General features: G+C 72.3%; 17 protein-coding genes and 1 tRNA gene. 4 read left to right on the top strand and 14 right to left on the bottom strand.

Annotated features, from left to right (window positions below; translation table 11 throughout):
• Positions 1-83 precede the first annotated feature (83 nt).
• The 5 genes from AY578_RS27980 to sucC form a co-directional block, all read right to left on the bottom strand.
• A complete protein-coding gene (locus AY578_RS27980; protein WP_258905968.1) occupies positions 84-1,541 on the bottom strand; it encodes a sensor histidine kinase in 1,458 nt (485 codons plus the stop codon).
• Positions 1,542-2,120: 579 nt separating this feature from the next.
• Positions 2,121-2,205, bottom strand: a tRNA-Leu gene (locus tag AY578_RS27975).
• Between the two features lie 129 nt (positions 2,206-2,334).
• Positions 2,335-3,876 (bottom strand): aldehyde dehydrogenase family protein, encoded by a 1,542-nt coding sequence (locus AY578_RS27970; protein ID WP_258905967.1) that lies wholly within the window; start codon positions 3,874-3,876, stop codon positions 2,335-2,337.
• Between the two features lie 114 nt (positions 3,877-3,990).
• Entirely contained in the window at positions 3,991-4,869 is an 879-nt protein-coding gene (sucD, locus tag AY578_RS27965) for a succinate--CoA ligase subunit alpha (protein WP_019521694.1), read from the bottom strand.
• A gap of 13 nt (positions 4,870-4,882) precedes the next feature.
• Entirely contained in the window at positions 4,883-6,013 is a 1,131-nt protein-coding gene (gene sucC / locus AY578_RS27960) for an ADP-forming succinate--CoA ligase subunit beta (protein WP_258905965.1), read from the bottom strand.
• A 191-nt stretch (positions 6,014-6,204) separates the two neighbouring features.
• Here sucC and AY578_RS27955 point away from each other — a divergent pair, with 191 nt between their 5' ends.
• From AY578_RS27955 to AY578_RS27940, 4 genes are all read left to right on the top strand, one after another.
• The gene (locus AY578_RS27955) at positions 6,205-7,887 is read left to right on the top strand and encodes a thiamine pyrophosphate-binding protein (protein ID WP_136239307.1); all 1,683 of its coding nucleotides are present in this window, start codon (positions 6,205-6,207) and stop codon (positions 7,885-7,887) included.
• Positions 7,888-7,898: 11 nt separating this feature from the next.
• Positions 7,899-9,131 (top strand): formyl-CoA transferase, encoded by a 1,233-nt coding sequence (frc, locus tag AY578_RS27950; protein ID WP_019521697.1) that lies wholly within the window; start codon positions 7,899-7,901, stop codon positions 9,129-9,131.
• Between the two features lie 4 nt (positions 9,132-9,135).
• Entirely contained in the window at positions 9,136-11,280 is a 2,145-nt protein-coding gene (locus tag AY578_RS27945) for an acetate--CoA ligase family protein (protein WP_258905961.1), read from the top strand.
• Between the two features lie 123 nt (positions 11,281-11,403).
• Positions 11,404-12,783, top strand: a complete 1,380-nt coding sequence (locus AY578_RS27940; protein WP_026243339.1) for an OFA family MFS transporter — start codon at positions 11,404-11,406, stop codon at positions 12,781-12,783.
• A 75-nt stretch (positions 12,784-12,858) separates the two neighbouring features.
• Here AY578_RS27940 and AY578_RS27935 read toward each other — a convergent pair whose 3' ends face one another.
• The 9 genes from AY578_RS27935 to AY578_RS27900 all read right to left on the bottom strand — a co-directional run bounded on the left by AY578_RS27935 (position 12,859) and on the right by AY578_RS27900 (position 21,474).
• Entirely contained in the window at positions 12,859-14,061 is a 1,203-nt protein-coding gene (locus AY578_RS27935) for a sugar phosphate isomerase/epimerase family protein (RefSeq protein WP_370878984.1), read from the bottom strand.
• A 115-nt stretch (positions 14,062-14,176) separates the two neighbouring features.
• Complete coding sequence (locus AY578_RS27930; protein ID WP_215187742.1) at positions 14,177-15,556, bottom strand: alkaline phosphatase family protein; 1,380 nt, start codon at positions 15,554-15,556, stop codon at positions 14,177-14,179.
• Positions 15,553-16,722, bottom strand: a complete 1,170-nt coding sequence (gene eboE / locus AY578_RS27925; protein ID WP_019521702.1) for a metabolite traffic protein EboE — start codon at positions 16,720-16,722, stop codon at positions 15,553-15,555. Before eboE ends, AY578_RS27930 begins: the two co-directional genes overlap by 4 nt.
• Before the next feature lie 3 nt (positions 16,723-16,725).
• Complete coding sequence (locus AY578_RS27920; protein WP_028961414.1) at positions 16,726-17,616, bottom strand: TatD family hydrolase; 891 nt, start codon at positions 17,614-17,616, stop codon at positions 16,726-16,728.
• Positions 17,616-18,353, bottom strand: a complete 738-nt coding sequence (locus tag AY578_RS27915; protein WP_258905957.1) for an EboA domain-containing protein — start codon at positions 18,351-18,353, stop codon at positions 17,616-17,618. The genes AY578_RS27920 and AY578_RS27915 overlap by 1 nt, the downstream gene beginning before the upstream one ends.
• Positions 18,350-19,297 (bottom strand): sugar phosphate isomerase/epimerase family protein, encoded by a 948-nt coding sequence (locus tag AY578_RS27910; protein WP_258905956.1) that lies wholly within the window; start codon positions 19,295-19,297, stop codon positions 18,350-18,352. The genes AY578_RS27915 and AY578_RS27910 overlap by 4 nt, the downstream gene beginning before the upstream one ends.
• On the bottom strand, positions 19,294-19,620 hold the full coding sequence (locus AY578_RS33925) for a UbiA prenyltransferase family protein (RefSeq protein ID WP_337663101.1): 327 nt from the start codon (positions 19,618-19,620) through the stop codon (positions 19,294-19,296). The genes AY578_RS27910 and AY578_RS33925 overlap by 4 nt, the downstream gene beginning before the upstream one ends.
• Positions 19,621-19,639: 19 nt before the next feature.
• On the bottom strand, positions 19,640-20,296 hold the full coding sequence (locus AY578_RS33920; RefSeq protein WP_337663100.1) for a UbiA family prenyltransferase: 657 nt from the start codon (positions 20,294-20,296) through the stop codon (positions 19,640-19,642).
• A complete protein-coding gene (locus AY578_RS27900) occupies positions 20,293-21,474 on the bottom strand; it encodes an inositol-3-phosphate synthase (RefSeq protein WP_258905955.1) in 1,182 nt (393 codons plus the stop codon). Before AY578_RS27900 ends, AY578_RS33920 begins: the two co-directional genes overlap by 4 nt.
• Between the last annotated feature and the right edge of the window lie 30 nt (positions 21,475-21,504).

Below are 21,504 nucleotides of genomic sequence, written 5' to 3'. Positions count from 1 at the left end.
GTGTACTCCTCTTTCGGCAGAAGGAAATGGCTTGCTGGACGGGGCCCCAGGCCTCCAGGGTGGCCCTCGGGTGTCAGGGCGTCTCAGCTTCCTCGGCCCTGCGCAGTCCGGTCTGGAACGCGGCCATCAGGCCCGGGTCGTGTGCGATGTCCTCGGAACTGCCGGCGCCGGGGACCGGGCGCGGCTGTTCGGCGGCGTGGTCCCGGCGTCGCTGAGGCAGCCGCGGACGGTCGTCGTCGCCGTCGGAGGGCATCGGGGCGGGCTGCCGTTCGGGATCGGACACGAGCGGATCCGCGACGACGGTCACCCCGGTCGCCGGGGGTGTCCGTCGCCTCGGGCTCCAGCGGGTCTCGCGGCACCGCGTCAGGGGACGCGACAGCGGGGTGCTCGGGCGCGGGAGCTGCCGGCTGCGGGCCGAGCAGTGCCGTGGGCAACACCATGACGGCCTGAGTGCCGCCGTACACGTTGCTCTGCAACCGCACAGCGATGTCGTGCCGCTGGGCCAGGACCGAGACCACGTACAGGCCGATCCGGCCGTCCTGCAGCAGTTCGCCGAGGGCGACCTTGTCGGGTGCGCCCAACACCGTGTTCATCTGGTTGCGCTCGGCTGCTGACATGCCCAGGCCCCGGTCTTCGACCTCGATCGCCACCCCGGCGGCGACGGGCTCGACCCGCACGTGCACGGTGGTCTGAGGCGGCGAGAAGACCGTCGCGTTCTCCAGCAGTTCGGCCAGCAAGTGGACGACGTCGACCACGGCGTGACCGCTCACCGTTCCGTCAATGGGTGGGACCAGCTTGACCCGGGCGTACTGGTCGATCTCGGCGACGGCGGAACGCAGCACGTCGGTCAGGCCGACCGGACGCGTCCACTGGCGGTGGGTGTTCGCGCCGCCGAGCACGGCCAGGTTCTCGGCGTAGCGGCGGATCCGGGTGGACAGATGGTCCACCTGGAACAGCCCCTTGAGCAGGTCGGGGTCCTCGACCTCGTTCTCCAGGCTGTCCAGCAGGCCTATCTCGCGGTGCACCAGTGACTCGAGCCTGCGCGCCAGGTTGGCGAACACCTCGAACTGCTCGAGCTTGGCACTGTGTTCCGCACCGAGCGCACCGGCGGCAGTCTCCAGCAGGGCTGCCTCCGCCTCGTGCCGGGCCGCAGCGATCTCGAATCCGAGGCGGGAGAGTTGGTCCGGGCCGGTCTGCGGGGGCAGTTCCGGCCGGCGCCGCACAGGGGGCTCCCCGGCTCTCAGCCGACGGAACAGCGACTCCAGTTCGGCTCTGCCCTCGGCTGTGGTACGGATCAGCTCGGCCAGCTCGGCACGGTCCCGGTCGGCCGCACGGGACAGCTCCGTCCAGTGCTTGGTGACTGCTCGCGCCTCCGCCGAAGCCCTTACCCCCGCGATTCCCGCCGCCATGGCGCCGATGAGGACCACGCTGCCGCACATCGCCGCCTGGTCCGTCCGGTCCAGGTGGCCATCACTGGCCAGCGTGGTGGCTACCGCACCGGCCGCGGCGACCACGCTCGGCGGCAGCACCGACCACAGCATCTGACGCCGCCTCAAGGACCCGGCTCGCGACTCGGCCGTCGCACGGGCGGTCGCGGGCGCTACCGACCGGTCGTCCGGCGGCGTGGAAGGCTCGGGCATGACAGTCCCTGGACAGTGCGATGATCAGGTTGAGCGCGCACGGTACCGCGCACCAGGGCTTCGGTGTCAGCCTCTGGAACGCACAGAGATCGAACCGTTGTCCTTATCTTCACACCCCGCGCACCGAACCCGGTCCGGCCGCCCTCCCGCTCTCCCTCAGGGCGTCTTCTGATCCACCGAGGGCGCGACCGCCTCCGACCGGAGCAGGTCGAGCCCCCCGCCACGCGAGTGACACACCTCAGCCGTGCTCCGCCCCCTGGAAACCCCACATGCCTGCGCGACGGCTGGCAGCCGTCGCGCAGGCATGTGGGGTTTCGGCAGGTGAGGGGCGCAGTACCTGGACCGCCACCGCCTCACCCCCTCATCGAGCCGATCATGAGCTCTAGGCCCGGAAACGACGAATTACCGGTGAGTCACAAGACTCGACCGGTAATTCGTGAACGCTTCGGGACGATCTCGCGAACGTCCCGTGGGTGTGAGTGTCCGAGGGGGGACTTGAACCCCCACGCCCGATAAAGGGCACTAGCACCTCAAGCTAGCGCGTCTGCCATTCCGCCACCCGGACAAGGTGTCTGTCGCTGTCGGAGGTGTTCCCCCGGCGGCGACATGGACAACCATACCAAGGTTTCGGAGTGCCTTTCACCTGCGTTTCCGTCGTCCCGGGGAGGCGCCGCGCACGGCCCCGGTGATCGGCTCAGGGGGTCAGCCGGCGGTCCGGGAAGTTGCCCGGCAGCCTCTCCCCCGCCGGGCCCCGGGTCACCGCACGCACCAGGAGCTCGCCGCCGACGAAGGCGCCGCACCACGACGCGCCGAAGCCGCCGAACAGCTCGTCCCGGTCGCCACGGGAGCGAGGCACCCCGTGGCCGATCTTGAACGCGCGGATCTGCGGGGCGAGCCGGTCGAAGGTGGCCCGCTCGTCCGTGGAGAGCGTGGCCACCAGCGCGCCGTTGGACGCGTTCATGGCCGCCAGCAGTTCGGCCTCCGTGTCGACCAGGACGATCGTGTCGACCGGCCCGAACGGCTCCGCGTGGTGCAGCGGGGAGGAGCGGGGCGGGTTCAGCAGCGTGACCGGCTGGACGTACGCCGACGTGTCCTGGCCAGGCAGGAAGCGGGCCTCGGCCGGTGTGCCGCGGTGCAGCGGGACCGCGCCGCGGTCGATCGCCTCCGCGACCTGGTCGTCCAGTTCCTTCGCCTTGGCCGCGTTGATCACGGGGCCGAAGTCGAGCGCCGGGTACGGGTCGTCCGGGTGCTCGACGGCGAGGGGGTGGCCGATCCGCAGCGTGCGGACCGCGGGGAGGTACGCGGCGAGGAAGGCGTCGAAGAGGCTGCGCTGGACGACGAAGCGCGGGTAGGCCGTGCAGCGCTGCTTGCCGTAGTCGAAGAGCTTGGGGATCAGCGCGCCGAGGGCGTCCCAGTCCGAGTAGTTCCAGATGCCCCAGGTGTTCAGGCCCTCCTGTTCGAGGATGTGCCGTTTGCCCAGGTCAGCCACGGCGGTTGCGACCGCGGCGCCCGTGTCGCGGCCCCCCACGAACGAGACGCAGCCGATCTCCGGCGCCCGCACCAGCGCCTCGGACAGCTCTCCCCCGCTGCCGCTCACCAGCGTCACCGGGATGCCCTCGCGGGCGGCGAGCGCCGTCGCCAGGGTCAGGCAGGCGACGCCTCCGTCGGTCGGGGTCTTGGCGACCACCGCGTTGCCGGCCAGCGCCTGCACCAGCAGGGCGTGGACCAGCACGCTCATCGGGTAGTTCCAGCTCGCGATGTTGGAGACGGGCCCGTCGAGCGGGGCGCGGCCCTCCAGCATGGTGTCGATGCCGTCGACGTACCAGCGCACGCCGTCGATGGCCCGGTCGACGTCCGCGCAGGCCAGTCGCCAGGGCTTTCCTATCTCCCAGACGAGCAGGAGGGCGAGCAGGTCGCGGTGCTCGGCGAGGGCGTCGAGGGTGGCCGCCACGCGGGCCCGGCGTTCCGGGAGCGGGACGTGGCGCCAGGCGCGGTGCTGGTCCAGGGCCGCGCGCACGGCCTGCCGGGCGGTGGCCCGGTCCAGGCGGGGCGGGCCCGCGACGGGGGTGCCGTCGACGGGGCTGACGGCGGGCAGGGCACGGCCGTCGGTCTGCCAGGCAGCGTTCCAGAGGTTGAGGACGCGGTCGTCACGGAAGGCCTCCGGGGCGACGGTCAGGCAGCGCTGCCAGGCATCGGCCCAGGAGGTGCCGGACTTGAGGGTGAGGGTGGGTGGCATACGGTTCGCTCCGCTCTCGGTGCACGGTCGAGAGATCAGGGGGCTGTAGGAGATCGGGGGGCGGCGAAAGATCAGGAGCCGGGGGCCTGTGGACAGGCCAAGGGCGCGTACGGCTCAGGCGTCCAGCACCGCCAGCACCTCCCGCGCCGTCTCCGTCGGCGTGCGCCCGACCCGCACGCCGGCCGCTTCCAGCGCCTGCTGCTTGGCGCGGGCCGTGCCGGAGGAGCCGGAGACGATCGCGCCGGCGTGGCCCATGGTGCGGCCCTCGGGGGCGGTGAAGCCGGCGATGTAGCCGACGACGGGCTTGGTGACGTGGTCGCGGATGTAGGCGGCCGCGCGTTCCTCCGCGTCGCCGCCGATCTCCCCGATGAGGACGATCAGGTCGGTGTCGGGGTCGTCCTGGAAGGCGGCGAGGCAGTCGATGTGGGTGGTGCCGACGACGGGGTCGCCGCCGATGCCGACGCAGGTGGAGAAGCCGATGTCGCGCAGTTCGTACATCAGCTGGTAGGTGAGGGTGCCGGACTTGGAGACCAGGCCGATGCGTCCCGGCTTGGTGATGTCGGCGGGGATGATGCCCGCGCCCGACTGGCCGGGGCTGATCAGGCCGGGGCAGTTGGGGCCGATGACGCGGGTGCCGCGGCGGCGGGCGTGGGCGAGGAACGCGACGGAGTCGTGGACGGGGACGCCCTCGGTGATGACGACGGCGAGGCCGATGCCGGCGTCGGCGGCCTCGGTCACCGCGGCCTTGGTGAAGGCGGGCGGCACGAAGACGACGGTCACGTCGGCGCCCGTCGCGTCCATGCCTTCGGCGACGGAGCCGAAGACGGGGACCTGACGGTCGTCGAAGTCGACGGTGCGGCCGGCCTTGCGCGGGTTGACGCCGCCCACGACGTTCGTTCCGGCGGCGAGCATCCGGCGGGTGTGCTTCATGCCCTCGCCGCCGGTCATGCCCTGGACGAGGATCTTGCTCTCCTTGGTGAGGTGGATCGCCATGTCGTCCGTCTCCTCAGGGTGTGGTGGCGAGGTGGGCGGCCCGGCTCGCGGCGCCGTCCATGGTGGTGACCTGTTCGACGAGCGGGTGGGCGCGCTCGTCGAGGAGTGCCCGTCCGCGCTCGGCGTTGTTGCCGTCGAGGCGCACCACGAGCGGCTTGGTGAGCCGTACGGTGTCCAGCGCGCGGACGATGCCGTCGGCGACGGCGTCGCAGGCCGTGATGCCGCCGAAGACGTTGACGAAGACGGACCTCACCGCCGGGTCGGACAGGACGACGGAGAGTCCGTCGGCCATGACCTGGGCGGAGGCGCCGCCGCCGATGTCGAGGAAGTTGGCGGGGCGGGCGCCGCAGCCGGCGACCACGTCGAGGGTGGACATGACGAGTCCGGCGCCGTTGCCGATGATGCCGACCTCGCCGTCGAGCTTGACGTAGTTGAGGCCCTTGGCGGCCGCGGCGGCCTCCAGCGGGTCGTGGCCCGCCTCGGCCTCGTCGCCCCAGCGTGCCTGGCGGAAGCGGGCGTTGTCGTCGAGGGTCACCTTGCCGTCGAGCGCGACGATCTGTCCGTCGCGGGTGCTGACGAGCGGGTTGACCTCGACGAGGAGGGCGTCCTCGCGGACCAGGACGTCCCAGAGGCGGACCAGGACGTCGACGGTGCGGGCGGGCAGGCCGGCCGCGTCGGCGATGCGCGCGGCGACGGCCGGGGTGACGCCCTCGGCGGGATCGACGGGGACGCGTGCGACGGCCTCGGGGCGGGTCGCGGCGACCTCCTCGATCTCCATGCCCCCTTCGGCGGAGGCGATGGCGAGGAAGGTGCCGGCGGCGCGGTCGAGGACGTACGAGACGTAGAACTCGCTCTCGATGTCCACCGGTCGGGCCAGCATCACCGTCTCCACGACGTGGCCCTTGATGTCCATGCCGAGGATCTGGCGTGCGGTGATTTCGGCGGCGGCCGGGTCGGCGGCGAGTTTGACGCCGCCCGCCTTGCCGCGTCCGCCGGTCTTGACCTGGGCCTTGACGACCACGCGGCCGCCCAGCCTGCGGGCGATCTCGCGGGCCTGCTTGGGCGAGGAGGTGATCTCGGCCCGCGGCACCACGATGCCGTGGTCTGCGAAGAGTTCCCTTGCCTGGTGTTCGTACAGGTCCATCTCGGCTCCTGTCTGTGACGTCGCCAAAGGCTCCGGTGGGGGCCGGGAACCGGCGACCGAAAAGTGCCGCGCACCCCCTGGACACCACCCATCGGATGCGGGATAACAAGGTTCATACAGTATTCGTCGACTGTATGCAATGTACTGCGAGAGCGTTCCCCGCCCCCTAGGAAAGGGACAAGGACTTCGCCATGCCCGACGACACCCAGGACGTCATCTCCGGCGGTCATCTCGTCGCCAAGGCCCTCAAGGCCGAGGGCGTCGACCGCATCTACACGCTGTGCGGCGGCCACATCATCGACATCTACGACGGCTGCGTCGACGAGGGCATCGAGGTCGTCGACGTACGGCACGAGCAGGTCGCCGCCCACGCCGCCGACGGCTACGCGCGCATCACCGGCAAGCCCGGCTGCGCCGTGGTCACGGCCGGACCGGGCACCACCGACGCCGTCACCGGGGTCGCGAACGCCTTCCGCGCGGAGTCGCCCATGCTGCTGATCGGCGGCCAAGGGGCCCTGACTCAGCACAAGATGGGGTCGCTGCAGGACCTCCCGCACGTCGACATGATGAACCCCATCACCAAGTTCGCGGCGACCGTGCCGGACACGGCGCGCGCCGCGGACATGGTGTCGATGGCCTTCCGCGAGTGCTACCACGGAGCGCCGGGACCCTCCTTCCTGGAGATCCCGCGCGATGTGCTGGACGCCAAGGTGCCCGCGGACAAGGCGCGGGTGCCGAAGCCGGGCGCCTACCGCGCCTCGACCCGCTCCCCCGGCGACCCGGAGGCGGTCGAGAAGCTGGCCGACCTGCTGGTGCACGCCGAGAAGCCGGCCATCCTGCTCGGCAGCCAGGTGTGGACGACCCGCGCCACCGAGGCCGCGACCGAACTGGTGCGCACGCTCAACATCCCCGCGTACATGAACGGTGCGGGCCGCGGCACCCTGCCGCCCGGGGACCCGCACCACTTCCAGCTGTCGCGCCGGTACGCGTTCTCGGGCGCCGACGTCATCGTCATCGTCGGCACGCCCTTCGACTTCCGGATGGGCTACGGCAAGCGGCTCTCCCCCGCCGCGACGGTCGTGCAGATCGACCTCGACTACCGCACCGTCGGCAAGAACCGCGACATCGACCTCGGCATCGTCGGGGACGCGGGGCTGGTGCTGAAGGCGGTCACCGAGGCGGCCTCCGGGCGGATCAACGGCGGCGCGTCCAGGCGCAAGGAGTGGCTGGACGAGCTGCGCGCGGCCGAGCAGACCGCCCTGGAGAAGCGGCTGCCGCAGCTGCGCTCGGACGCCTCGCCGATCCACCCGTACCGGCTGGTGAGCGAGATCAACGACTTCCTCACCGAGGACTCGATCTACATCGGCGACGGCGGCGACATCGTCACCTTCTCCGGGCAGGTCGTGCAGCCCAAGTCGCCCGGCCACTGGATGGACCCGGGGCCGCTCGGGACGCTCGGCGTCGGGGTGCCGTTCGTGCTGGCCGCCAAGCAGGCGCGGCCGGACAAGGAGGTCGTCGCGCTGTTCGGCGACGGCGCGTTCTCCCTCACCGGCTGGGACTTCGAGACGCTGGTCCGCTACGACCTGCCTTTCGTCGGCATCGTCGGCAACAACTCCTCGATGAACCAGATCCGTTACGGCCAGGCCGTCAAGTACGGCAAGGACCGGGAGCGGGTCGGCAACACCCTCGGGGACGTCCGCTACGACGAGTTCGCGCGGATGCTCGGCGGCTACGGCGAGGAGGTCCGCGACCCCGCCGACATCGGCCCCGCGCTGCGCCGCGCCCGCGAGTCGGGCAAGCCGTCGCTGATCAACGTCTGGGTGGACCCGGACGCGTACGCCCCCGGAACGATGAACCAGACCATGTACAAGTGAGGTGCACGCCCATGACCGCGAAGGCACTCGAGGGCATCCGCGTCCTGGACATGACCCACGTCCAGTCGGGCCCCTCCGCGACCCAGCTGCTGGCCTGGCTCGGCGCGGACGTCGTCAAGCTGGAGGCGCCCGCCGGTGACATCACGCGCAGGCAGCTGCGCGACCTGCCGGACGTCGACTCGCTCTACTTCACGATGCTCAACTGCAACAAGCGGAGCATCACCCTGAACACCAAGACCGAGCGCGGCAAGGAGATCCTCACCGAGCTGATCCGGCGCTCGGACGTCATGGTCGAGAACTTCGGGCCGGGCGCCGTCGACCGGATGGGGTTCACCTGGGACCGCATCAAGGAGATCAACCCGCGGCTCGTCTACGCCTCCATCAAGGGGTTCGGCGAGGGGCCGTACACCAACTTCAAGGCGTACGAGGTCGTCGCGCAGGCGATGGGCGGGTCGATGTCGACGACCGGTTTCGAGGACGGTCCGCCGCTGGCGACGGGCGCGCAGATCGGCGACTCGGGCACGGGTGTGCACGCGGTGGCCGGCATCCTCGCCGCGCTGTTCCAGCGGGAGCGCACCGGGCGCGGGCAGCGGGTGAACGTGGCGATGCAGCACGCGGTGCTGAACCTGTGCCGGGTGAAGCTGCGCGACCAGCAGCGCCTGGCGCACGGCCCGCTCGCCGAGTACCCCAACGAGGACTTCGGCGACGAGGTCCCCCGCTCCGGCAACGCGTCCGGCGGCGGGCAGCCCGGCTGGGCGGTGAGGTGCGCGCCGGGCGGCCCGAACGACTACGTGTACGTCATCGTGCAGCCCGTCGGCTGGAAGCCGGTCAGCGAGCTGATCGGCCGGCCGGAGCTGGCCGACGACCCCGAGTGGGCGACGCCGGAGGCGCGGCTGCCGAAGCTGGGCAAGATGTTCCAGCTGATCGAGGAGTGGTCCTCGACGCTGCCCAAGTGGGAGGTGCTGGAGAAGCTCAACGCGCACAACATCCCGTGCGGGCCGATCCTGTCCACCAAGGAGATCATCGAGGACGACTCGCTGGTCGCCAACGAGATGGTGGTGACCGTCCCGCACCCCGAGCGCGGCGAGTTCGTCACCGTCGGCAGCCCGCTGAAGCTGTCCGACTCCCCCGTGGAGGTGGTCGCCTCCCCGCTGCTGGGTGAGCACAACGAAGAGGTCTACGTCGGCGAACTCGGTCTCGGCGACGAGGAGTTGCGCCTGCTCAAGTCGAACGGGGTGATCTGACGTGATGGCCGAGGACCGCACGGTGAAGGTGCGGGCGCTGCTGGACGCGGTGCGCGCCGGGGGACGGACCTCGCTGACCGCGCCCGAGGGCAAGGTGATCGCCGACGCGTACGGCATCGCCGTGCCCGGCGAGGAGCTGGCGCGGGACGTCGACGAGGCGGTGGCCGCGGCGGCCCGGTTCGGCGGGCCCGTGGTGATGAAGATCGTGTCGCCGGACATCCTGCACAAGACCGACGCCGGCGGTGTGGTCGTCGGGGTGGAGGGCGCGGCGGACGTGCGGGCGGCGTTCTGCCGGATCGTGGAGAAGGCGCGGGCGTACGACCCTCAGGCGCGTATCGAGGGCGTGCAGGTGCAGGAACTGCTGCCGCAGGGGCAGGAGGTCATCGTCGGCGCGGTCACCGACCCGACGTTCGGGAAGGTGGTGGCGTTCGGACTCGGCGGGGTGCTCGTCGAGGTGCTGAAGGACGTCACGTTCCGGCTGGCGCCGGTGGACGCCGACGAGGCGCTGTCGATGCTGGACTCGATCCGGTCGGCGGAGATCCTCAGCGGGGTGCGCGGCCGGGCGGGCGTGGACCGGTGGGCGGTCGCCGAGCAGATCCGGCGGGTGTCCGAACTGGTCACGGACTTCCCGGAGATCGCCGAGGTGGACCTCAACCCGGTGATCGCGACGCCGGAGGGCGCGGTCGCCGCGGACATCCGGGTGATCCTCTCCACGGAGACGCCGAAGGAGCGCCGCCGGTACTCGAGGGAGGAGATCCTCACCTCCATGCGCCGGCTGATGCAGCCGCGGTCGGTGGCGGTGATCGGCGCGTCCAACGAGCCCGGCAAGATCGGCAACTCGGTGATGCGCAACCTCGTCGACGGAGGTTTCGCCGGGGAGATCCACCCGGTGAACCCCAAGGCCGATGACATCGTGGGCCGCAAGGCGTACAAGAGTGTCACGGACGTTCCCGGCGAGGTGGATGTGGCGGTCTTCGCGATACCCGCCAAGTTCGTGGCCTCGGCACTGGAGGAGGTGGGGCGCAGGGGGATTCCCAACGCCGTCCTCATCCCGTCCGGGTTCGCGGAGACCGGCGAGCACGAACTCCAGGCGGAGATCGTGGCGATCGCCGAACGGCACGGCGTCCGGCTGCTCGGGCCGAACATCTACGGCTACTACTCCACCTGGCAGGACCTGTGCGCCACGTTCTGCACGCCGTACGACGTCAAGGGCGGGGTGGCGCTGACCAGTCAGTCGGGCGGCATCGGCATGGCGATCCTGGGCTTCGCGCGGACCACGAAGACGGGTGTGTCGGCGATCGTGGGGCTCGGCAACAAGTCGGACCTGGACGAGGACGACCTGCTGACCTGGTTCGGGGAGGATCCGCACACCGAGTGCATCGCGATGCACCTGGAGGACCTCAAGGACGGGCGCGCGTTCGTCGAGGCGGCGCGGGCGACCGTGCCGAAGAAGCCGGTGGTCGTGCTGAAGGCGGGCCGTACGGCCGCGGGCGCCAAGGCGGCCGGCTCGCACACGGGGGCGCTCGCGGGCGACGACGCCGTGTACGACGACATCCTGCGGCAGGCCGGAGTGATCCGGGCGCCGGGGCTGAACGACATGCTGGAGTACGCGCGGGCCCTGCCCGTGCTGCCCACCCCGCAGGGCGACAACGTCGTGATCATCACGGGGGCGGGCGGCAGCGGGGTGCTGCTGTCGGACGCGGTCACGGACAACGGGCTGTCGCTGATGGAGATCCCGCCCGATCTGGACGCCGCCTTCCGGGAGTTCATCCCGCCGTTCGGCGCGGCCGGCAACCCGGTGGACATCACCGGGGGCGAGCCGCCGTCGACGTACGAGGCGACGATCCGGCTGGGGCTCGAGCACCCGCGCATCCACGCGCTGGTGCTGGGCTACTGGCACACGATCGTCACGCCGCCCATGGTGTTCGCCGAACTCACCGCGCGGGTGGTGGCGGAGTTCCGCGAGCGGGGGGTCTCCAAGCCCGTGGTGGCCTCCCTCGCCGGTGACGTCGAGGTCGAGGAGGCCTGCCAGTACCTCTTCGAGCACGGGGTCGTGGCCTACCCGTACACGACCGAGAAGCCGGTGGCCGTGCTCGGCGCCAAGTACCGCTGGGCGCGGGCGGCCGCGCTGATGGGGGGCGGCTCATGAGGTGACTGGACCGGGGGGCCGGCCGGCGGGTGCGCGCCGGCCGGCCCCGGGACCCGGGCGCGCACGAAAGGCACGGGACAGGGGGCGCTGGCCAGTTCTTTCGACGCAAGGGGTGCATTTTCCATGACAACCACGGATGTCACACGGGTCGTCCCCTACCGGGAGGTGACCGACAGGAACGGGCGGGTCTACCGCGTCGGTGAGACCGACATCGACATCATGGGCCGCAAACGCAAGTGGATGGTGATCCTGCCCTGGGTCGGCATGATGGGCATCTCCTCCGCCGAGTACGCGTTCGCGTCCGCGGAGAACACGCTCCACGAGGCCCACCACTGGTCCAGCGGCAGCATCTACTGGATGATGACCGCCTGGGTGTTCTGCCAGGCCGCGGTCGCCTTCCCGGCGGGGCGGCTGCGCGAGAACGGCAAGCTGCCCGCGCGGTGGGCGATGATGCTCGGCTCGGTCGGCACGCTGCTCGGCTACCTCTCCCTGGCGTTCGCGCCGCATGTCGCCCTGGCGTTCCTCGGGTTCGGCGTGTTCAGCGGCATGGGCGCGGGCATGGTGTACGCGACCTGCGTCAACATGGTCGGCAAGTGGTACCCGGAGCGCAAGGGCGGCAAGACCGGCTTCGTCAACGGCGGTTTCGCGTACGGTTCGGTGCCGTTCGTCTTCATCTTCCACGGCTACATGGACGGCTCCAACTTCCGCTGGGTGCTGGTCTCCTCGGGTGTGCTGCTGGCCGGAGTGGTGGCCGTGGCCGGCTTCTACTTCCGGGACCCGCCGAAGAACTGGTGGCCGGACTCGGTCGACCCGCTGAACCCGCCGGACGACCCGCGCGCCCGCCGTTCGCTCGAGAAGAACCCGCCCGCCGTGAAGCAGTACTCCCCGATGGAGGCGTGGCGGACCGGCCGGGTGGCGCTGATGTGGTTCTGTCTCGCCTGCACCTCGGGCGTGAACATCTTCGGCATCGCGTTCCAGGTCGACATCGGTGAGGAGGCGGGCTTCGCGGCCGGCATCGTGGCCACCGCGATGTCACTGAAGGCGATCGTCAACGGCACCGGGCGCGGCGTGATCGGCTGGCTGTCCGACCTGTACGGCCGCAAGCGGTGTCTGCTGTACGTGTGCGTGATCCTGGGCCTCGCCCAGTTCGGCATCATCTGGTCGGCGGAGATCAAGAACCTGCCGCTGTTCCTGTGCTTCTCCGCCATCTCCGGCTTCGGCGGCGGCGCCATCTTCCCGATGTTCGCGGCGCTGACGGCGGACTACTTCGGGGAGAACAACAACGCCACCAACTACGGGATGGTGTACAGCTCGAAGCTGGTCTCCGGTCTCGGAGCGGGCATGGGGTCCCTGGTCGTGGCCGCGTGGGGCTACAACGGCGCCTTCTCGCTGGCAGGCAGCATCTCGCTGTTCGCCGGGGTCGTGGCGCTGTTCCTGACCCCGCCGGGGCGCCCGAAGAACAAGAAGGTGACGCCCAACCCGCGTCCGCTCGGGGAGGGTTGAGGAAGACGTCCCGTACGGCACGGACCGGGCGGCCCTTCCCGCGGGGGAAGGGCCGCCCGGTCCGTCGTCACGCGGTCAGCGGCGCCGGCGCAGGGCCGCCATTCCGTCGTAGCTGATCTTGGCCTCGCGCAGCGACTGCGCGGGGTCGGTGGCGCTCGGGGAGTTGTCGTCCTCCACCATCGGATTGCGGTAGTTGCTCAGCCCGACGCGGGAGAAGAACGTCGTGTAGTCGATGTCGCCGGTGCCGAACGGCACCATGTCCCAGCCCATGCCGTTGGTGGTGTCGACGACGCCGTCCTTGGCGTGGAACAGCGGGTAGCGCTTGTTGTACCGCTTGACCAGGCCCGCCGGGTCGAAGACGTTCCTGCGGGTGGAGCCGTCGGGCGCGGTGTAGGTGTGGAACTTGTACTGGGCGACGTGCGCCCAGAAGATGTCCATCTCCAGCCAGACCACCTTGGGGTCGGTGATCTTCAGGAAGTACTCCAGCTTCCGGATGCCGGAGCTGCGGGTCGGCCGGCCCTGGTCGTCCAGCGGGCCCTGGTCGAGCAGGAAGCCGTACGCGCTGTCGTGGTTGTGGGTGTAGAGCTTGATGCCCTCACGGCGGGCGATCTCGCCGAGCGCGTTCCACTTGTCGGCGGCCACGTCCCAGTCGGCGCGGTAGGAACTGCCGGTGGGGTCGCCGCCGGTGCCCATGTGGTCCATGCCGAGGATGTTGGCGATCTCCAGGTGCTTCTTGAAGGTGTCCTTGTCGGCGGCGGTCAGCGGCCAGGACGACGGGATGAATCCGTGGTTGCCCTGGGCGCGCAGCCCGTACTCGTCGAGCCAGGCGCGCAGCAGCCGGGCGCCCTCGACCGACTCCAGGCTCGCGCCGCCGGGCGCGTTCGCGTGCTGGTTGTAGCCGGCGAACTCGACCTGGCGGTAGCCGTGCCGGGCGAGCTGCTTGAACACCTCGCGGAAGCCGGACGGCAGGTCACTGGCGAGCGGGTCGCGGGCGGTGGCGTCACGGACGGTGTAGAGGATGATGCCGCGCTTGTGCGGCGGGACGAGCACCTGGCCGCGGCCGTGGTCGTTCCCGTGCCCGTGGTCTCTGCCGTGCGCCAGGGCCGGGGCGGCGCCGAAGACGGGGGCGGCGACGGCGCCGGCCGCGACGGCGGTGCAGGTGCTGAGGAAGCGGCGGCGGCCCACGCCGAGGCTCCGGCGCAGCGCCTCGTCCGGTGTGTCGGTGAGCGCGGCGGCGTCGGCGCCGGTGGTGGTGGAGGGGTCGGAGTACGAGGTCACGGGTGCCTGCCTTCTCGGTCGTGGCCGGTCCCGGCGGCTGCGGGACCGGCCGTTGTCAGTGCCGTGTGTTTCACTCTCGGTAGTCGGATGTCGGCGGGCGTGGTGCCGTGCGGTGTCAGCCGAGTCCGGCGAGCCGGAGCAGGAGTTGCTTGACGTCGGTGGCCGCGACGCGGTCGCCGACAGCGCAGGGGGTGGAGCAGATGAGGAGCGGACCGTCGTCGTCGCTCGCGGGGAGGCGGCCGTGGCTGCCGCGAATAGGTGAGGCGTCGAGGGGCACGACCGCCATGCGGTAGCGCATGCCGAGCTTCTTGCGCGCCAGCGCGCCGGCCGCCTTGACCTTGACGTAGGGGTCGTGGGGGTCCATGAACAGCTCGACCGGGTCGTAGCCGGGTTTGCGGTGGATCTCGACGAGCTGCGCGAAGTCGGGCGCGCGGTCGTCGTCGAGCCAGTAGTAGTACGTGAACCAGGCGTCGGGTTCGGCGACGGCGACGAGTTCGCCGGCGCGCGGATGGTCGAGGTGGTGGGCCTTCTTGCCCTCGTCGTCGAGGAGCTGCTCGATGCCGGGCAGTCCGTCGAGGGCCTCGCGGGTGGCGTCGAGGTCCTCGGGGCGGCGCACGTAGACGTGGGCGATCTGGTGGTCGGCGACGGCGAAGGCGCGGGAGGCCATCGGGTCGAGGTACTCCATGCCGTCCTGCGTGTGGACCTCCAGCAGGCCGGCGCGGCGCAGGGCGCGGTTGATGTCCACGGACCGGTTCACGCGGGTGATGCCGTACTCGGAGAGGGCGACGACGGTGCGTCCCTCGGCGCGGGCGTCGTCCAGCAGGGGGGCGAGGGCCGCGTCGAGGTCGGCGGCGGCCTTCAGGGAGCGCGGGTCGTCGGGGCCGAAGCGCTGCAGGTCGTAGTCGAGGTGAGGGAGGTAGCAGAGGGTCAGGTCGGGGCGCCGGGTGCTCATGATGTGGCGGGTGGCGTCGATGATCCATTGGCTGGACACCAGGTCGGCGCCGGGTCCCCAGAAGTGGAACAGGGGGAACGTGCCGAACTTCTCGGTGAGTTCGTCGTGGAGGGCGGGCGGCCGGGTGTAGCAGTCGGGTTCCTTGCGGCCGTCGGCGTAGTAGACGGGGCGGGGGGTGACGGTGATGTCGGTGTCCGCGCCCATGGCGTACCACCAGCAGATGTTGGCGACGGTGTAGCCGGGGTGGGCGCGGCGGGCGGCGTCCCACAGCTTGTCGCCGGAGACCAGGCCGTTGTGCTGCCGCCACAGCAGGACGTCGCCGAGCTCCCGGAAGTACCAGCCGTTGCCGACGATGCCGTGCTCGGAGGGCATGGTGCCGGTGAGGAAGGTGGACTGGGCGGCGCAGGTGACGGCGGGCAGCACGGTGCCGAGCGGGGCGCGGGAGCCGGACTGCCCGAGGGTCTTGAGGTGGGGCATGTGGTCGAGCAGACGGGGGGTGAGACCCACGACGTCCAGGACGAGCAGCGGGGTGGGGTCGGTCATGGGAGTTCCTTCAGGCCGAGGTCCGTCAGCAGGTCGCGGGCCAGGGTGAGTTCGGCGGCGATGCCGTCGGCGAGCTGGGCGCGGCCACGGGGGCGCAGTTCGGGCGGGAGCGCCTGCCAGGTGTAGGTCTCCACCTCGAGGTGGCGGGTGAGCGGATGCGGCCCGCCGACCAGCCGGGTCAGCACGGAGGTGAGGACGGGCAGCGTGGAGGTGAGGGGCGCGGCGGGGGCCGCGTGCAGCGGGACGTGGAAGTGGGAGCGCCAGGGGCCCGCGTCGGGCAGGGCGTCGCCGGTGAGGGCCTCGTCGAGGTCGTCGGTGCCGCGCAGTCCGGCGGCCGTGCGGGTGCGGGTCTGGTGCAGGAAGCGGGGTTCGGCGAAGGCGGCGAGGGCCTCGCGGACCTCGGGGAGGTGCGGCTGTTCGGCGTGCAGGGCGGCGGACAGCTGGGACTTGACGACGGGGACGCCGGCCCGGGCGAGGTCGTCCAGGGCGGTGCCGGGTTCTTCGAAGGAGGTGGCGAGGTGGCAGGTGTCGACGCAGATGCCGATGCGGTCGTGGCCGACCGCGGTGAGCGGGGCGATGGCGTCGCGGGTGGTCTCGACGACGCAGCCCGGTTCGGGTTCGAGGGCGACGCGGACGGAGCGTCCGGTGAGCTCCTCGAGCGCGTCGAGGCGTTCGGCCAGGGTGCGCAGCGCGGTGCGGGCGGACTCGGCGCGCTCGTCGTCGTAGGCGGTGCGCCAGGCGAGCGGCAGGGTGGAGATGCTGCCCTCGGTGACGTCGTCGGGGAGCAGTCCGGCGAGCACGCGGGCGAGGGCGGCGGTGTGCTCCAGGCGTTCGGGGTCGGCCCAGTCGGGTTTGTAGACGCGGTACTTGACCTCCTCGGCGCCGAAGCCCTCGTAGGGGAAGCCGTTGAGGGTGACGACCTCGAGGCCGCGCCGCTCCAGTTCGCAGCGGAGGTTACGGAGGGCGGCGGGGTCGGTGACGAGGGCGCGGGCGGCGTCCTTGGCCAGCCACAGGCCTATGCCGAGCCGGTCCCGGCCGAGACGCCGGCGGACGGGCTCGCAGTGGTCGCGGAGCTGGGCGAGGACGCCGTCGAGGGTCTCGGCGGGGTGGACGTTGGTGCAGTAGGCGAGGTGGACGGTGGACCCGTCGGGGTGGCGGAAGCGCATGGCTCACGCCCCCGTGGCGTCGGCGGTGTCCGGTGCCGGTTCGTCTCTGGGCTGGCCGCGCAGGATGGAGTTGCCCTCGTGGGTGGCCTCGGGGGCGGCCACGTCGAGGGTGAGGCGGCCGCCGAGGCCGTAGAAGGCGACCGGGTTGCGCCACAGCACGCGGTCGACGTCGTCCTCGGTGAACCCTTCGGCGAGCATCAGGTCGGCGACCTTGCGGGTCTTCAGCGGGTCGCTCCTCCCCCAGTCGGCGGCGGAGTTCACCAGCACCTGCTCGGGGCCGTAGGCGCGCAGGATGGCGACCATCCGCTCCTCGTCCATCTTGGTGTCGGGATAGACGGAGAAGCCGAGCCAGGCGCCGCTGTCCTTGGCCTCCTTGACGGTGGTCTCGTTGAGGTGGTCGATCAGCACCCGCTCCACCGGCAGCGCGGACTCGCGGACCACGTCGAGGGTGCGGCGCAGTCCGGCGAGCTTGTCGCGGTGCGGGGTGTGCACCAGCGCGGGCAGCCCGTGGTCGGCGGCCATCTGGAGCTGGGCGGCGAGCGCGGTGTCCTCGGCGGGGGTCATGGAGTCGTAGCCGATCTCGCCGACGGCGACGACGTTGTCCTTGACCAGATAGCGGGGCAGCGCGTCGAGGACGGGCGTGCAGCGCGGGTCGCCCGCCTCCTTGGGGTTGAGGGCGAGGGTGCAGTGGTGGGCGATGCCGTACTGGGCGGCCCGGAAGGGTTCCCAGCCGAGGAGGGAGTCGAAGTAGTCGAAGAAGGAGGCCGGGGAGGTGCGGGGCTGGCCGAGCCAGAAGGAGGGTTCGACGACGGCGCGGACGCCCGCGGCGTACATGGCCTCGTAGTCGTCGGTGGTGCGCGACGTCATGTGGATGTGGGGGTCGAAGATGCGCATCAGGACTCCTTGCCGTGGGGGGCGTCCGGGCCGTCCGCGCGGTGCGCCGGGGCGGCTTCGGTCAGGGCCAGGACGCGGTGCAGGTCCTCCGGGACGGTGCGGCCGGCGGCGGTGCGTTCGGCGGCGTAGTCGCCGAGCATGCGGGCGAGTTGGGCGTCGCCGCGGGCTCGCCGGGCGAGGTCCGCGAGCAGGTCGAGGGCGACGCCGGTGAACAGGCACTTCAGTACGGCGTGCCGCCAGGCGTGGGCGTCGAGGTGGCGGGCGCCGTAGGGGCCGAGGGCGGCGGCGACCAGCCGGGTGTCGTTGGTGCGCAGGGCGTCCTCGACGAGCGGGAGCGCCTCGGGCCCGGGCACCAGATGGGGCAGGGCGTGCAGGACGGCGCGGCGTTCGTCGGCGGTGCCCTGGTGGTAGACGCGGGTCAGGGCCTCGGTGTCGGCGCGGGCCGCGTGGAGGATGAGGACGCGGGCGGCGTCGGCGTGTTCGGGTCCGCAGCGGCGGCCCGCCTCGGCGAGGCGCAGTTCCCACACCGAGATGGGCCCGTGGGCGCCGGGGTGGGCGGTGGCCTCGTCCAGGGCCTGGTCGAACCAGGCGCGGGCGGCGCCGTCGAGCCGGGCCGCGAGGTGGCGGCGCAGGTCGGCGGGCGGGGTGACGGCGGGGGTGGTGCCGTCGCCGGGGGCGGCCGGTCTGCCGGTGGTGTCGGCGTCCGGACCGGCCGGTGCTGCGTGCGGGCGGGTCATGGGGTGCTGCTCCCTTCGGGGGTGGCGGAGGGATCGCCGTGGGAGGGGACGGTGGACGTGCCGGCGGTGCGCTCGGCCGCGAGGTGGGCGGCGCGGCGCAGGTACGGCAGCGAGTGGGCGGCGAAGCGGGGTCCCGCGTGGGAGTGCCGGGGCAGTTCGACGACGGTCAGGCCCCGGTATCCGGTGGCGGCGAGCGCCGCGAGGACGGGCGGGAAGTCGATCTCCCCGTCGCCGAACGGCAGATGCTCGTGGACGCCGCGGCGCATGTCCTCGATCTGCACGTGGCGCAGCCAGGGCGCGGCCTCGCGGACGCAGTCGGCGGGCGCGAGGGGTTCCAGGCACTGGCAGTGGCCGATGTCCAGGGTGAGGCCGAGCGGCCCGGGGTCGCCGAGGGCGCGGCGCAGGTGGTGGAAGTCGGCGAGGGTGGCGAGGAGGTGACCGGGTTCGGGTTCGACGGCGAGCGGGACCCCGGCGGCGGACGCGGCGTCCAGCACCGGTCCGAACGCTTCGGTGAGGCGTTTCCAGGCGGTGTCCTCGTCGGTGTGGTCGGGGACGGTGCCGCTGAAGCAGTGGACGGCGTGCGCCCCGAGGTCGGCCGCGACCTGGACCGCCCGTACCAGCAGGTCCACGCGGCGTGCCCGGTCGTCGGGGTCGGGGTCGAGCAGGGACGGGCCGTGCTTGCGCCGGGGGTCCAGGACGTAGCGGGCTCCGGTCTCCACGGTGACGCCGAGCCCCAGCTCGTCCAGGCGGCGCGCGACGTGCCGGGTGCGGGCCGCGAGGTCGGGGGCGAGCGGGTCGAGGTGCATGTGGTCGAGGGTCAGTCCGACGCCCTCGTAGCCGAGGTCGGCGAGCAGGGCGAGGGCGTCGTCGAGGCGGAGGTCGGTGAGGCCGTTGGTGCCGTAGCCGAAGCGCAGCTGCAGCGCGGGGGGCTGGTGCGCGGTCATGTGATGCTCACCTTCCTCATGGCGCGCCGGCGGGCGAACAGCCGTCCCGCCGGGGCCAGCGCCGCGATCAGCAGGGACGTGGCGGTCGCCCCGGACCGGGCGGCGAGCGCCGCCTGGAGGGGGACGGTGGCGCGGATGCCGCCGCCGACCGCGCGCTGGGTGAGCGCGGGTGAGGGGTTGAGCGCGGCGTGGAAGTACGGCCGCGCGGCCGTAGCGCGCAGCGCGGCGGTGACGGCGCCGGCGGGCGTGGTCCGGCGCCGCCCGCCGGTGGCCCGGCAGGCCGGGGCGCTGCTGCCCGCCGGCCCTGCCCGGGAGTCGGACACGGCGGTGCGTGACCAGCGGTCAGTGCGCCCGTCGCCGCGAGGGCGGCGAGCGGGGCCGCCACCGAGCCCCCGGTGGTCTCGCGCCGGGAGACGGCGGTGACGGCGAGGGTGTGACAGCGAGGAGCGCCGCGGAGGCGCCCGCCGCCGGGCGGAACCGGCGGCCGCGCGCCATCAGCAGGTCAGTCCGCGGGCGGCGGCCATGGCGGCCGGCCCGCGGCGTGTGCTTCAGCGCCAGGTCGTACCCCAGACCGTCGCCGCCAGCGGGCGGCCACCCGCGAGGCCGGCCGGCGCGGGCGGCGAGCAGCAGTCCGGCGCCGGTGAGGCCGCAGGCGGCGGTGAGGGCGGCGGCGGGGCGGATGCGTCCGGACGGGAGGGGGCGGTCAGGCCGTTCCACGGCGTCCTCGGCGCGGTCGGCCCAGTCGTTGAGGACCATGCCGGCCGCGTACAGGCAGAGGGAGGAGCCGATGGGGAGGAGGGCGCGGAGTCCTGGCCGGCCGCCGGCCGCGGCGACGCCGGCGAGGGTGTCGCCGGGGACGGTGAACAGGGCGGGCAGACGCAGGAGTTCCGCCCAGGCGGCGGCGCGGTTCGGGGTGGAGGGTTTCTCGGAGGTGGTCGGGGGCGCGGGTGTGGTGTCCTGGCCCACGAGGGTGAGGAGCGGGACCGTGGCACGGGTCATCGGCGCGCCCCGCTGTCCCCCGCAATGTCGCTCAGGCGTGCGGCGAAGCGTTTCAGCTCCGTGTACTGCTCCCCCAGGGAGGCCGGGCCGTCGCCGACCGGGTCCTTGAAGTAGAAGCCGAGTTCGCCCAGCGGCCCGGTGAGGCCCTTCTGTCCGGCGCGGAGCAGCAGCCGCGCCAGGTCGAGGACGAGGGGCGCGGCGAGGGCGGAGTCGCAGCCCTGCCAGATGGTCTGGAGGACCATGCGGGAGCCGAGGAAGCCGTCGAAGGCGATGTGGTCCCAGGCGGTCTTCCAGTCGCCCAGCGCGGGCACGTCGTCGATGTGCACCTCGCCCTCCGGCGCCGCGCCGAGGGTGTCGGCGAGGACGCGTTCCTTGCCGGCGTTCTTCGCGGCGGCCGCGGCGGGGTCGGCGAGGGCGGCGCCGTCGCCGCCGCCGAGGAGGTTGGTGCCGGACCAGGCGCGCACGGCTAGGGCGCGCTGCTGGAACATCGGGCCCAGCACGGACCGCAGCAGGGTCTGCCCGGTCTTGCCGTCCCGGCCCGCGTACGGCACGTCCGCCTCCGAGGCGAGTTCGGCCAGCGCGGGGTGGTGCAGGCCGGTGGACGGGGTGAAGTTGACGTAGCCGCAGCCGGCGCGGAGGGCGGCGGCCGCGTAGAGGGAGCTGGGCGGCAGGGCGCCGTCCGCGGGCGCGGGCTCGGTGGAGGCGACGTTCACCACGACGGTGCCGGCGAGCTGGTTCCGCTCGGTGAAGTCACGGATGTCGGCGGCGAAGACGTCGATCCAGTCGTCGTCGGTGCGGGCCGGGCCCGTGTCGGCGTCACCGTGGGTGGGGCCTCCGGGCCTGATCTCCCGTTCGGCGGCGACGAGTTCGGCGTGCACGGCGGTCGGGAGGCCGTGCGGGAGGACGCCGCCCTCGGCGAGGTGCTCGGCGCGTTTGGGCAGCGGGCAGTCGACGGTGTCGTGCCCGCCGAAGACGAGCGACGACAGCGGGGGCAGGCCGCCCGCGGCGAAGTCGGGGGTCTCGGTGACCATGCCGGTGGGCGGATGGAGCCCGGCGGCGACGGCCGCGCATCCCACGACGGCGGTGGTCGCGACGGACCCCCGGGCTCCGACGAGCCAGACGCCGTAACGCGGGGCGGAAGAGGAAGTGGTGGGGACGGAGGACGGTTCGGCGGACATGGGCAGCCTCCTTGTCGAACGCGAACCGAA

Source organism: Streptomyces thermocarboxydus, from assembly GCF_024760485.1.
Lineage (GTDB): Bacteria > Actinomycetota > Actinomycetes > Streptomycetales > Streptomycetaceae > Streptomyces > Streptomyces cellulosae.
This window is presented reverse-complemented; position numbering and strand designations above follow the sequence as displayed.